The following is a 12377-nucleotide window of genomic DNA, read 5'->3' on the forward strand; positions in this document are numbered from 1 at the left end:
CTGGCCAACCCGCACCTCCCGGAAATCGGAAAATGATCTCTACGGGGGCACACGCTCCTCGCCCCCGGACTCCGGGTAAAGAGCGGCGCGCGACGAACTCGCGCCGGATTTGGTCATCTCCTGCCGTTGCCTTCCCGGCCCGCCTGCTCCAGGCCTGCGAGGAGGGGCGGGAGGTCGTTGTCGTGGATGAGGGTCAGGCGGCGGGTGGCCCGGGTCAGGGCCACGTAGAGGTCCTGGCCGCCCTTGGGGGACTCGGTGAGGATGCCGGACGGGTCGACGACGATGACGGAGTCGAACTCCAGGCCCTTGGCCTCTTCGGCGGTCAGGACGACGGCGGGGGAGTCGAGGGCCTCCGGGGTCGCGCCGGCGGCGGCGTCCGGGAGGGCGTCCAGGACGGCGGCGTGGCGGGCGGCGGACGTGATGACGGCGAGGCGGCCCTCCTTGAAGGCGCCGCCGATGTCGTCGGGGGTCCCTCCGGTGACGAGGGACAGTTCGGATTCGATGAGGGTGGGGAGTCCGGTGACCGGCATCGCGATCGCCGCGGGCGGGGGGCCGTCGTCGCGGACGGGTTCGGGTGGGGTCTGGCCGGGGGCGACGGCGGCGAGGACGTCGGCGGCGACCCTCATGATGGCGGCGGGGGTGCGGTAGTTGACCAGGAGACGCTGCTCGCGCCAGCGGCCCGGGACGTACCGGTCGAGCATCTGGCCCCAGGACGCGGCGCCGGCGGCGCTGCCGGTCTGGGCGATGTCGCCGACGACGGTGAGGGAACGGGTCGGGACGCGCCGCATGACGGTGCGCCAGGCCATCTCGGACAGCTCCTGGGCCTCGTCCACGATCACGTGCCCGTACGCCCATTCGCGGTCGGCGATGGCGCGCTGCGCGGTGGTGAGCGGCGGGCCGTCGTCGTGGTGGCGTTCGGCCAGTTCGGCGGCGGAGAGCAGGTCGGCGGCGGAGAGCCTGTCGCGTTCCGCCGGGCCGGCGGATTCGATGACCTCGCGGGCGTACAGCTCCTCCTGGGCGCGGGCGGCTTCGGCGGCGCGCAGGCGGGCCTTGTCGGCGGAGTCGTCCTTGCCGAGGAGTTCGGCCGCCTCGTCCAGGAGGGGGATGTCCGAGATCGTCCACGGGGCGTTGGGGGGACGGTGAAGGAGCGCGCCGTCGAGGCCGGCCTGCGCGCCCGCCCGGGCCAGGGCGTCTGGTGCGGCGTAGAGGTCGGTCAGGAGCTGCTCGGGTGTCAGCTCGGGCCAGAGCTCGTTGAGGGCGGACTGGACGGCGGGATCCTGCCAGAGGGCCTCCTTGGCCAGGCGCAGGTCTGTTTCGTCCAGGAGGGGTTCGTCTTCGGCCTCGTCGATGAGTTCCTGGAGCCAGCCGGGGAGGCCGCCGTTCTTGGCGATCTCTTCCAGGGGCTCGTCCATGATGCGGTCGTACTGCTCGGCCCTGTTGATGGCGAGGGCCTCCAGGACGTCATGGACGAAGCGGCGCCGCTGGACGTTGTGGGGGAGGCGCATGGCGCGGGCACGGTCGCGGATCTCCTCGCACTTTTCGGCGTCCACGACCAGGGTGAGGCCGTCGGTTTCGATGTGGAGGCCCTCAGCGGGGACGCGCTGCCGGTCGTGGACGGCCGCCTGCACCAGGTCTGCCATGCGCAGGTCGCCCTTGACGACGGCGACCGCCGGGGTTTCGGTGGCGGTTGCCTTGAGGCCGGGGTAGAGCTCACCGACGGTGGCGAGGGCGACGTCTGTTTCGCCCAGGCCGGGAAGTACCTGCTCGATGTAGCGGAGGAACGTGGCGTTCGGGCCGACGACGAGCACTCCGCGCCGTTCGAGGACGTCCCGGTGCGTGTAGAGGAGGTACGCGGCCCGGTGCAGGGCGGCGACCGTCTTGCCGGTGCCCGGGCCGCCCTGGACGACGAGGACGCCCTGCAGGCCTGAACGGATGACCTGGTCCTGTTCCTCCTGGATGGTGGCGACGACGTCGCTCATGCGGCCCGTCCGGCCGCGGCGGAGGGTGGCGAGGAGGGCGGCCTCGCCGACGATGCCGCCGCGTTCGGACTCGTCCAGGCCCTCCAGGTCGAACACCTCGTCGTCCAGCCGGACGACCTCGCGGCGGCGCAGGTGCAGGTGGCGGCGGCGTGCGAGGGTACCGGGTGCGCCGGGGGTGGCGGTGTAGAAGGGGCGGGCGGCGGCGGCGCGCCAGTCGATCAGCATCGGCTCGCGGTCCTCGTCGCGGAGGCCGATGCGGCCGATGTAGAACGTGTCGCCGGGGCCGTCGGCGTCCGCGCGGTGGTCGACGCGGCCGAAGCACAGGCCGTGCTCGACGCCGCCGAGCCCGGCCAGGCGGCGGGCCGCCTCGTCGGTGGCGACGGCGCTCTCCACCCTTGCCTGGAACGCGCCGCCGCCGCCCGTGGCGGGCCCTTCGCGCAGCGCGGCCTCGGCCTTCGCCCGTTCGACGTCGAGCCGTGCGTACACGCGGGACACGTACTCCTGTTCGGCGAGCATCGCGGACTTACGCGCTTTTTCATCCCGTTCCGGGTTGACAGCGTCGGCTTGACGGAGTCCCATGCCTCGGGTACACTCCTTTTCAGGATGGAATTTCTGTGCGCAACTCGTAAGTCGCTACCTTACCATCCGTTCTTCTCGCCGCGCATGATCTTCTAGCTCGCTCCCAAAAGATCATCGTTGTTGTAGCGGATGTCACCCGCGCGGTACCTGGGGGTCACCGGCCGTGGTGAGGCTTTCCGGCAGTCGTTGCCGGAACCTCCGAAAGGTCGCTTTCTCCATGGCCGACACCGCACACCCGATCAACCGGCGAACGCTGCTCGTCGCCGGTGGACTCGCCACCGCCGCCGCCGTGACCGCCGCCCCCCTCCCTGCCAACGCCGCCCCCCGCCCGCGGCCCCTGCCCGGCGACCCGTTCACCCTCGGCGTCGCGTCCGGCGACCCCGACCACGACGGGTTCGTCCTCTGGACCAGGCTCGCCCTGAACCCCCTCGCCGAGGACGGCCTCGGCGGGATGCCGGACCGCACGATCCCGGTGCGGTGGGAGGTCTCGACCGACGAGCGCTTCCGCCGCATCGAACGGCGCGGCACCGCCGCGGCCCGGCCGAGCGGCGCCCACTCCGTCCACGTCGAGCTGAACGGCCTGCGCCCCGGCCGCGACTACTGGTACCGCTTCCGCGCCGGCGACCACGTCTCCCCGGCCGGACGGACGCGCACCGCCCCGCACCCGGCCACCTTCGGTCCCGCCCTGGCGATGGGCTTCGTGTCGTGCTCCCAGTTCGAACACGGCTACTTCACGGCATACCGGCGGCTCGCCGAGGAGAACCCCGACCTGATCCTGCATCTCGGCGACTACCAGTACGAGTACAAGAAGGGCGTCTACAACAGCCCCGGCGGCAACGTCCGCGACCACGACGGCCCCGAGACCGTCACTCTGGCGAACTACCGGCAGCGGCACGCCCAGTACAAGTCCGACCGCGACCTGCAGGCCGCCCACGAGGCCGCGCCGTGGCTCGTCGTGTTCGACGACCACGAGATCGAGAACAACTGGGCCGACGACATCCCCGAGAACAACTCCGACACCCCGTCCCACGAGGCGTTCCGCGCACGCCGCGCCGCCGCGTTCCAGGCCTACTACGAGAACATGCCGCTGCGCCGCCGCTCGCTCCCCAAGGGCCCGGACATGCAGCTCTACCGGCGGATCCAGTGGGGCCGGCTCGCCAACTTCCACATGCTCGACACCCGCCAGTTCCGGGACGACCAGAGCTGCGGCGACGGCTACAAGGACTGCCCGGAGGCCGCCGACCCGAAGCGCTCCATCACCGGCGACGCGCAGGAGAGGTGGCTGCTCGACGGCTTCCGCCGGTCCCGCGCCCGCTGGGACGTCCTCGGCCAGCAGGTGTTCTTCGCGCAGCGCGACAACACCGCCGGCCCCGTGAAGAAGACGTCGATGGACGGGTGGGACGGTTACGTCGCGTCCCGTGACCGCATCACCAAGGGCTGGCTGGACGCCGGGGTGCGCAACCCCGTCGTGCTCACCGGCGACGTCCACGCCCACTGGGCGAGCGACCTGAAGGCCGACTATGACGACCCGGACTCCAGGACCGTCGGCGCCGAGCTGGTGTGCACGTCCATCAGCAGCACCGGAGACGGCCGGGACTCCGACCCCGCCGACCACCCCTTCCTCGAGATCAACCCGCACCTGCGCTTCTACAACAACCAGCGCGGCTACGTGATCACGAAGATGGGCAAGGACGAGATGAAGGCCGACTTCACGACGCTGCCCTACGTCCGGACGCCGGGCGCGGAGGCGTCCGTCAAGGCGACGTTCGTCATCGAGGACCGCGTCCCCGGCGTCAACCAGACCTACCTGCGGCCCTACGCGTCGGCGAAGATGTCGGCCCGGCCGGACCAGGAGATCATCCGGCAGACCATCGAGAACGAGACCCAGCCCTGACGCCCCGACTCATGTCCCGGCCATGGTGAGTGAGCTCATCGGTGCTCCCCGCACACGCCGGGGGGTGCCCCGCAGTCGCGTGGGCACCCCCCGGCGCCGTCCTGGTCTTCAGAGGTCGACCCGTGCGTTCGTTGCTCCGCCGCTGAAGATGTCGCTCAAGTCATAGGCCACCGGGACTTCGAGCTGCTCGTACGTACAGGAGCCGGGCTTGCGGTCGGGCCGCCAGTTGCGGAAGCGGGCGGTGTGCCGGAACCGCTCGCCCTCCATCGCCTCGTAGGCCACCTCGACGACCAGGTCGGGACGCAGCGGCACCCAGCTGAGGTCCTTCTTGCCCGTCCACCGGGACACCGCGCCCGGCATCCGGTCGACGGTCGCCTCGCTCTGCTGCGCCCACTCCGCCCACGGGTGCTCCGCCAGATCCTCCAGCCGGTACGGCTGCAGCTCCTCCACCAGCTCGGCGCGGCGCTTCATCGTGAACGAGGCCGCCACCCCGACATGCTGGAGCTTCCCCTCGGCGTTGTAGAGCCCGAGCAGCAGCGACCCGATGATCGGCCCGGACTTGTGCCAGCGGAAGCCCGCCACCACGCAGTCGGCGGTCCGCTCGTGCTTGACCTTGAACAGGACGCGCTTGTCGGGTTCGTACGCGGTGTCGCGCGGCTTGGCGATGACGCCGTCCAGCCCGGCGCCCTCGAACTCGTCGAACCACCGGAGCGCCAGGTCGTAGGAGTCGGACGCCGGCGTCACGTAGACCGGCGCCCGCACCCCGGAGAGGGTGTCGACGAGGCGCCGCCGCCGCTCGCCGAGCGGCACCTCCAGCAGCGACTCGTCGCCGAGGGCCAGCAGGTCGAACGCCACGAACGACACCGGGGTCTGCTCCGACAGCAGCCTGATGCGCGACGCGGCCGGGTGGATGCGCTGCTGGAGGCCGTCGAAGTCGAGGCGCGCCCCCTTCGGCAGGACGATCTCGCCGTCCACCACGCACCGCTCGGGCAGCTCGCGTTTCACCGCCTCGACCAGCTCGGGGAAGTAGCGGGTGAGCGGCCGCTCGCCGCGGCTGGACAGTTCCACCTCGTCGCCGTCGCGGAACACGATGCAGCGGAAGCCGTCCCACTTCGGTTCGTACAGCAGGTCGCCCTTGGGCATGGTCTTGACCGCCTTGGCCAGCATCGGCGGCAGCGGCGGGCTGATCGGCAGGTCCATGCCCCCATCTTGCGCCCCGGCACCGACAAAAGGACATCCCGCGGGCGCAAAACGGCCGTTGGATAGCGTGCAGGTCATGCGCCGTCTGCTGCCCGAGCCCGCCGTCGCGGGCATCGACCCGTTCGACGCCTACGGGGACGCGCCGGCGCTCCGCCTCGGCATGGTGATGAGCGTGGACGGCTCCGTCACCGACGCCGAGGGTTGGACGGACGCCCTCGGCGGCGACGCCGACTTCCGCGTCTTCCGGACCCTGCGGGCCCTCGCCGACGCGATCCTCGTGGGGGCCGCGACCGTCCGTACGGGAAGACTCGGACCCGCCCGCCTACGCGCCGATCTGCGCGCGCGCCGCGGCGGTCCGCCCGCCCCCATAGTCGTGGTGAGCCGCTCCCTGGACCTCGACTGGACGCTCCCGCTCTTCACCCAGGCCGAGACCCCCACCATCGTCGTGACATCACAGAACGTCCGGAGCAGGGTTCCGAGCCACATCCAGGTGGTCGATGCAGGCGAGGACGACGTCGACCTTCCCGCCGCCGTCAGGACGCTCCGCGAAGACCTCGGCTACGAGCGTCTCCTCTGCGAGGGAGGCCCCTCCCTGGCGACCGCGCTGATCCGCGCGTCCCTCGTCGACGAACTGTGCCTCAACATCGCCCCGACCCTCCTCGGCGGCCCCGGCCACACCCGCCTCCTGGACGGCCTGCGAACCGAGGTGCCGCTCGACCCCACGGCCCTGTACCTGGACGAAGGCGTGCTGTTCGTCCGCTACCGGCTGCGGCTGTAACGCAGGAAGAGGAAATCCTCGTCCTGCAGGGCGTGGGCGAGGGTCAGCTCCGGCGGGACGGGGACGGGCGGCCCGTCCAGGATCCGCGTCGGATGCCCGCCGAGCAGCAGCGGGCTCAGCGTGAGGCACAGCTCGTCGAGCAGCCCGGCCGCCACCACCTGCGCGAGGACGCCCGGACCGCCCTCGCACAGGAGGCGCCTGTGGCCGCGCGCCGCGAGTTCCCCGACGGCGGCGGCGAAGTCGAGCGAGTCCTCCCCGGCGAGGATGACGTCGGCGCGCTCCCGTGCGGCCTCCAGCCGGGCCGGGTCGGCGGTGGCGGTCGCCAGCACGATCGTCCTGGCCTTCGCCTCGGTGAAGATCGGCGCGTCGAAGTCCAGGTCGAGGGTGCGCGAGACGATCGCCAGCGGCGGGACGGGGGTGCGCCCGTCCCGGACGCCGTCCCAGCCCTCGCTCGGCTTGACCGGCCCGTAGCCCTCGGCGCGCACCGTGTTGGCGCCGACGATGACCACGTCGGCGAGGCCGCGCAGCAGCAGGAACAGGTGCCGGTCGGCGGGATTGCCGAGACCGCCGCTGCGCTCGTCGCGCTGCGCCGCCCCGTCCAGGCTGGCGACCATGTTGGCCCGCAGCCACAGGCCCTCCGGCGGGTAGGCGTAGCGCTCGCGGAGGTCGGCGTCGCCGGCCTCCGGGGAAAGGGTCCGCATAGGAGACCCAAGCTACTCCAGCCCCGGCCGCCCCACGCGGACGACGGTCCGCGCATCAATCTGGACGAATTCGTCATGGCGGGAGGGTCCGGAGGCCACACTGGGGCCGGGGACGGGGATGAGAATCTCATGGAAGGAGCGGGGGTTGGAGTTCGCCGCTTTGGGCGCGTGGGTCCTGGCCGCCGGCGCGGGCGCCTACCTGTTGATCAACTGGATGTCCGGCGGGGGGCCTTCGGCGAAGGTGACACGGTTCCCGGCCCTGGTCGTGGCGGGACATCCCCTCGCCGGCACCGCCGGGCTCGTCATCTGGATCGCCTACCTGGTCACCGGGCGGGCCGCGTACGCCTGGCTCGCGTTCGCCGCGCTGCTGGTCGTCACCGTCCAGGGGTTCATGCTGCTCACCCGCTGGCTCGTCGGACGCGGCGGCCGCCACGGCCGCCACGCCCGCGGCGCGGACCAGGACTTCCCCGCCGCCGCCGTGGCCGTCCACGGCACGCTCGCCGTCACGACGTTCGTCCTGGTCTTCTTCAGCGCCATCGAAGTGACCCGCGCCTAACGCCGGCCGCCGAACCGGGTCGCCGCCGCGATGCGGTCGATCTCCGCCTGTTCGGACGGGCCAGAGGCACCGGGACCGTCCGCCGCGCCGCGGCGGACGCACCGAGCAGCCGTCCGGCCTCGGCCGCCTGGACGGATCCCGCCGACGCCACCGCACCGGGCGTAGGGCTAGGGGAGTCTGCGGAGGACGGTGAGGGCGCGGTCGGTGACCGTCACCGTGTCGCGGGCCTTGACGCGGGGGCGTTCCCCGACCGTGCCGGGTTCGGCGGTGTCGAGGGTGAACTCCCAGCGTTCGCCGTACTCGCCGCCGGGGAGGGCGAACTCGACGGGGTCGGAGCCGGCGTTGATGAGGAGGAGGAACGAGTCGTCGCGGACCCGGCGGCCGCGCGGGTCGGGTTCGGTGATGGCGTCGCCGTTGAGGAAGACGCCGAGGGATTTGGCGAAGCCGACGTTCCAGTCGTGGTCGGTCATGCTCTCGCCGGCGGGCGTCAGCCACGCGATGTCGGCGGCGGCGCCGGTGCCCCTCCCGGTGAAGAAGCGGCGGCGGCGGAACACGGGATGGTCGTGCCGCAGCCGCGACAGGGTCCGGACGAACTCCATGTCGGCGGAGTCCTCCCAGTGCACCCAGGCGATCTCGTTGTCCTGGCAGTAGGCGTTGTTGTTGCCCTTCTGGGTGCGGCCCAGCTCGTCGCCGTGGGAGAGCATCGGCACGCCCTGGGAGAGGAAGAGGGTCGCCAGGAAGTTGCGGCGCTGGCGGGCGCGCAACGCCAGGATCGCCGGGTCGCGGGCAGGGCCTTCCGTGCCGCAGTTCCACGACCGGTTGTCGTCGGTGCCGTCGCGGTTGTCCTCGCCGTTGGCGTCGTTGTGCTTGTGGTCGTAGGAGACCAGGTCGGTCAGCGTGAACCCGTCGTGGCAGGTGACGAAGTTGATGGACGCGAACGGGCGCCGCGCGCTGTGCTCGTACAGGTCGGACGAGCCGGTCAGGCGGGACGCGAACTCCGGCATCGTCGCGTAGGAGCCGCGCCAGAAGTCGCGGACGGTGTCGCGGTACTTGCCGTTCCACTCCGTCCACAGCGGCGGGAAGTTGCCGACCTGGTAGCCGCCCTCGCCGACGTCCCACGGTTCGGCGATCAGCTTCACCTGCGAGACGACCGGGTCCTGCTGGACGAGGTCGAAGAACGCGGCGAGCCGGTCGACGTCGTGGAGTTCGCGGGCCAGCGCGGAGGCGAGGTCGAAGCGGAAGCCGTCGACGTGCATCTCCAGGATCCAGTAGCGCAGCGAGTCCATGATGAGCTGCAGCGCGTGCGGGTTGCGGACGTTCAGGGAGTTGCCGCAGCCGGTGTAGTCGAGGTGGTAGCGCTTGTCGTCATCGCGGAGCCGGTAGTAGGACGCGTTGTCGATGCCGCGGAACGACAGCGTCGGCCCCAGGTGGTCGCCTTCGGCGGTGTGGTTGTAGACGACGTCCAGGATGACCTCGATGCCCGCCTCGTGCAGGGAGCGGACCATCGCCTTGAACTCCAGCACCTGCTCGCCGTACTGCCCGGACGAGCCGAAGGCGTTGTGCGGGGCGAAGAACCCGATCGTGTTGTAGCCCCAGTAGTTGTCGAGGCCCCGCGCCACCAGCGCGTGCTCGGGGATCGACTGGTGCACCGGCATGAGTTCCACGGCGGTCACGCCGAGGTCGAGCAGATGGTCGATCATCACCGGGTGCGCCAGGCCCGCGTACGTGCCGCGCTGCTCTTCGGGGATGCCCGGGTGCAGCTTCGTCAGGCCCTTCACGTGCGCCTCGTAGATGACGCTCTCGTGGTACGGGACGCGCGGCGGCCGGTCGTCCGCCCAGTCGAAGAACGGGTTGATCACCACGTTCTTCGGCATGTACGGGGCGCTGTCGTCCTCGTTGAGCGCGTCGGGGTCGTCGAACCGGTAGGAGAACAGCGACTCGTGCCAGCGGACTTCGCCCTCGAAGGCCTTGCCGTACGGGTCGAGCAGCAGCTTGGACGGGTTGCAGCGGTGCCCGCCGCGCGGGTCGAACGGCCCGTGCACCCGGTACCCGTACCGCTGGCCGGGGCCGACGCCGGGCAGGTAGCCGTGCCAGACGAACCCGTCCACCTCGGGCAGTTCCCGCCGCGTCTCGCGCCCGCCGGCGTCGAACAGGCACAGCTCGACCCGCCGGGCCACCTCCGAGAACAGCGCGAAGTTCGTGCCGGTCCCGTCCCAGGTGGCGCCCAGCGGATAGGGCTCCCCGGGCCAAACCTCCCGCATGTTCCATCTCCTCGGCCGGTCCATCCTCGCCCGTCGATTGTGGCTTACCTACCGTCCTCCAGCCCCCACCCACTGGGCCCCATCAGGGTGTCACGTCGGCGACGCTCCGTGCGGGAGGCGCCAGACGTCTTCGCCGTCGCCCGTCGTCTCGCCGGTGCGGCACAGGCCCAGCTTGGCGGCGACGGTCGCGGACGGGCGGTTGTCCGGGTGGACGGTGGCGACGATGTCGTGGACGCCGTGGGCGAGGAGCCAGTCCAGCAGGGCGCGGGCGGCCTCGGTGGCGAACCCGAACCCCTGGTAGGGCATCGCGATGACCCAGGCGACGGACGCGATGCGGCGCGGCGGGCCCGGCCTGACGGTCGAGCCGGTCGAGGGCGGCGTCACGGTGAAGCCGCGCGCCGCCGGAGTGACGGTCGCCCGAACGTAGCCGACGGCCTGCCGGTCGCGGCCGCGGCGGACGATCCAGTTCAGCCAGTACTCCTGGTGGAACGGCGCCGGCCCGGCGACCAGGTGCGCGTAGCGGGCGCGCAGTTCGTCGCGGGTGAGGGGCTCGCCGCCGAGGTAGCGGTGCAGGCGCCGGTCGTCCAGGACGGGGGCCATCTCGTCGGCATGATGGACCGCCAGCGGTTCCAGGACGAGGCGCTGGGTCCGGATGGTCTCGGCGAGCGGCCCGTACACCCGCCGATCGTATGCGCCCCGTGCCCGCCGGGGCCCGGTCAGAGGCGGCGTGTCCAGACGCCGGTGGAGTGCTGTTTCGGGTCGAGCCACAGCCACGGCTGGGAGTGGCGGAACGGCAGTTCCGTGCCGGGCTGCCAGGGGAACAGGCCCTGCCGGTTGGGCCAGACGACCTGGAGCATCGGCAGCGGGGGGCGCCGGTAGAACGCGACGGCGCCGCCGAACAGCGCGTCGTACCAGCGCGGGTCGATCTCCCGGAAGGCGGCGGCCTGTCCGCGCACGAGTCCGTCGCGGCGCTCGCCGTCCGCGGGGGCGCGCCCCTCGGCGGTGTGCCGGCCGAGGGTGTTGAGGATCTCCTCCGTCTCGTAGACGTCGCCGCCGAACATCGCCAGTTCCGGCGACCGGTGGCTGTGCCACAGGCCGACCGTGTACGCCCAGCCGGGTCCGTCGCCGTCGGGGTGGACGAGGACGACGCTCCAGCCGTACTGCGTGATGTGCACGATGGTGCGGAGCTGGAAGTTGTCGAGCCGGTCGCGGTCACCGTAGTCACGGCAGATCACACAGGTGCATGAGGGGCGATCGCCGGACATGACCGTCAGTTTACGATCAATCGACCCTGTGTATCGCGCCGGGGACCATCACCAGAACACGCCGGTGTCCCGGGGCCGGCTCTCGTGGCCGGCGCGGGCGTCCGGCCGACGGCGCGGGCGGGCGAGCATCGTCGCCAGGAGCATCGCGGCGGGCAGCCCCAGCGGCACGGCGGCCAGGGGCGCGGCGGTCGCGACGTCCAGTGCCGTCCCGCCGAGCAGGCCCGCGACGCCGAGGTTGTCGCCCTGCCGTCCCACCGGGACAGCGAGGGCGGCTCCGGCGGCGGCGACGGCGAGCCCCGCGGCGGGGAGCGCGAAGATCCGTCGCCGCACGAAGAAGCCCAGCGCGACCCCGGCGGCGCCGAGCGCGGGCAGGGCGATCGCCCCGAGCCACCGCACCGGCCGCGGCCTCAGCTCGATCCGCAGGACCGGCGGCGGTTCCCCGGAACGCAGCCGCCAGGTGCGGTGGCCCGAGGGCCGGGTGTCCGATCCGACCGTGGCCGGCACCGACGGCAGCGTCAGCGTCATGGACGTGACGCCGAAGCCCTTGTCGGCGAGCTGCCGCACGGCGCCCGCCGTGTCGATCCGCAGCGACGCCCTCCGGCCGGTCCGGTAGGCGCGGTCGACGGCGGCGCTGGCGAACGGCATGCCGCGGTCCTGTTCGGTGTGGACGCGGACGCCGCGCGCCTCCGGGAACGTCCGCTCCGCGATCCGCCGGGCGAGCGCCCGCACCTCGGCGTCCGATCGCAGCCGTCCCGCCGCGTGGAGGTCCAGGAGGGCGTCCCCGCCGGGCAGGACGGTGACGCCGAGCCGGGCATGCTGCCGGGGGACGGGCCCTCCGCCGCCGCACCCGGCGATCACGGCGACGGCCAGCAGTGTCACGCCGAGTGCGACGAGCCGCCGAACGGACACCCCGGCCTCCGATGCTGGACGCTGCCGATTCCCACCCTGGTAAGACGATGTCGCACCCGCGTCTCGTTCCGGTCCCGGAACGGTGCTCGGCTACGAGCCGGATCTGGCCGCGGTGCGCACGATCGTCGGGCGGCTGATGGACGCGACGGATCCCCAGCCCGCAAAGCCGTGAGAGTCGACGTGACCCCTCCAAATGCGCCACTCCCACGCCTCCCTCCTGCTGACACACGGTGTCCCGGTGCCGGGTACTCGGCG

10 protein-coding genes are annotated in these 12377 nt (G+C 72.1%); 3 read left to right on the top strand and 7 right to left on the bottom strand.

The window, feature by feature from the left end; genetic code table 11:
* Positions 1-113: 113 nt before the first annotated feature.
* Positions 114-2558 (bottom strand): HelD family protein, encoded by a 2445-nt coding sequence (locus ACGFIS_RS25960; protein ID WP_392898541.1) that lies wholly within the window; start codon positions 2556-2558, stop codon positions 114-116.
* A 217-nt stretch (positions 2559-2775) separates the two neighbouring features.
* Between ACGFIS_RS25960 and ACGFIS_RS25965 the strand changes: the two genes are divergently transcribed.
* The gene (locus ACGFIS_RS25965; protein WP_392898538.1) at positions 2776-4452 is read left to right on the top strand and encodes an alkaline phosphatase D family protein; all 1677 of its coding nucleotides are present in this window, start codon (positions 2776-2778) and stop codon (positions 4450-4452) included.
* A gap of 108 nt (positions 4453-4560) precedes the next feature.
* On the opposite strand, the gene ACGFIS_RS25970 is transcribed toward ACGFIS_RS25965, so the two are convergent.
* Positions 4561-5652 carry an ATP-dependent DNA ligase gene (locus ACGFIS_RS25970; protein ID WP_392898535.1) on the bottom strand — a complete coding sequence of 364 codons (1092 nt, stop codon included), beginning with the start codon at positions 5650-5652 and terminating at the stop codon, positions 4561-4563.
* A 76-nt stretch (positions 5653-5728) separates the two neighbouring features.
* Between ACGFIS_RS25970 and ACGFIS_RS25975 the strand changes: the two genes are divergently transcribed.
* Positions 5729-6430 carry a dihydrofolate reductase family protein gene (locus tag ACGFIS_RS25975; protein WP_392898533.1) on the top strand — a complete coding sequence of 234 codons (702 nt, stop codon included), beginning with the start codon at positions 5729-5731 and terminating at the stop codon, positions 6428-6430.
* On the opposite strand, the gene ACGFIS_RS25980 is transcribed toward ACGFIS_RS25975, so the two are convergent.
* A complete protein-coding gene (locus tag ACGFIS_RS25980; RefSeq protein ID WP_392898531.1) occupies positions 6412-7131 on the bottom strand; it encodes a pyrimidine reductase family protein in 720 nt (239 codons plus the stop codon). The genes ACGFIS_RS25975 and ACGFIS_RS25980 overlap by 19 nt on opposite strands.
* Before the next feature lie 145 nt (positions 7132-7276).
* Here ACGFIS_RS25980 and ACGFIS_RS25985 point away from each other — a divergent pair, with 145 nt between their 5' ends.
* A complete protein-coding gene (locus ACGFIS_RS25985) occupies positions 7277-7687 on the top strand; it encodes a hypothetical protein (protein ID WP_392972856.1) in 411 nt (136 codons plus the stop codon).
* Between the two features lie 167 nt (positions 7688-7854).
* On the opposite strand, the gene glgX is transcribed toward ACGFIS_RS25985, so the two are convergent.
* The 4 genes from glgX to ACGFIS_RS26005 all read right to left on the bottom strand — a co-directional run bounded on the left by glgX (position 7855) and on the right by ACGFIS_RS26005 (position 12122).
* Positions 7855-9948: a glycogen debranching protein GlgX gene (glgX, locus tag ACGFIS_RS25990; RefSeq protein WP_392898525.1), complete on the bottom strand. Its 2094-nt coding sequence runs from the start codon at positions 9946-9948 to the stop codon at positions 7855-7857.
* A 90-nt stretch (positions 9949-10038) separates the two neighbouring features.
* Positions 10039-10626 (bottom strand): GNAT family N-acetyltransferase, encoded by a 588-nt coding sequence (locus ACGFIS_RS25995; RefSeq protein ID WP_392898522.1) that lies wholly within the window; start codon positions 10624-10626, stop codon positions 10039-10041.
* A 38-nt stretch (positions 10627-10664) separates the two neighbouring features.
* Complete coding sequence (locus ACGFIS_RS26000; RefSeq protein ID WP_392898520.1) at positions 10665-11213, bottom strand: DUF4262 domain-containing protein; 549 nt, start codon at positions 11211-11213, stop codon at positions 10665-10667.
* Positions 11214-11261: 48 nt separating this feature from the next.
* Entirely contained in the window at positions 11262-12122 is an 861-nt protein-coding gene (locus tag ACGFIS_RS26005) for a hypothetical protein (protein WP_392898517.1), read from the bottom strand.
* Between the last annotated feature and the right edge of the window lie 255 nt (positions 12123-12377).

It is taken from the genome of Spirillospora sp. NPDC048824, from assembly GCF_043198455.1.
Lineage (GTDB): Bacteria > Actinomycetota > Actinomycetes > Streptosporangiales > Streptosporangiaceae > Spirillospora.

What these genes read in the sequence shown, in the direction of transcription:
- ACGFIS_RS25960 (WP_392898541.1), bottom strand. Translation starts at nt 2,558, where the DNA reads ATGGGACTCCGTCAAGCCGACGCTGTCAACCCGGAACGGGATGAAAAA.
- ACGFIS_RS25965 (WP_392898538.1), top strand. Translation starts at nt 2,776, where the DNA reads ATGGCCGACACCGCACACCCGATCAACCGGCGAACGCTGCTCGTCGCC.
- ACGFIS_RS25970 (WP_392898535.1), bottom strand. Translation starts at nt 5,652, where the DNA reads ATGGACCTGCCGATCAGCCCGCCGCTGCCGCCGATGCTGGCCAAGGCG.
- ACGFIS_RS25975 (WP_392898533.1), top strand. Translation starts at nt 5,729, where the DNA reads ATGCGCCGTCTGCTGCCCGAGCCCGCCGTCGCGGGCATCGACCCGTTC.
- ACGFIS_RS25980 (WP_392898531.1), bottom strand. Translation starts at nt 7,131, where the DNA reads ATGCGGACCCTTTCCCCGGAGGCCGGCGACGCCGACCTCCGCGAGCGC.
- glgX (WP_392898525.1), bottom strand. Translation starts at nt 9,948, where the DNA reads ATGCGGGAGGTTTGGCCCGGGGAGCCCTATCCGCTGGGCGCCACCTGG.
- ACGFIS_RS26000 (WP_392898520.1), bottom strand. Translation starts at nt 11,213, where the DNA reads ATGTCCGGCGATCGCCCCTCATGCACCTGTGTGATCTGCCGTGACTAC.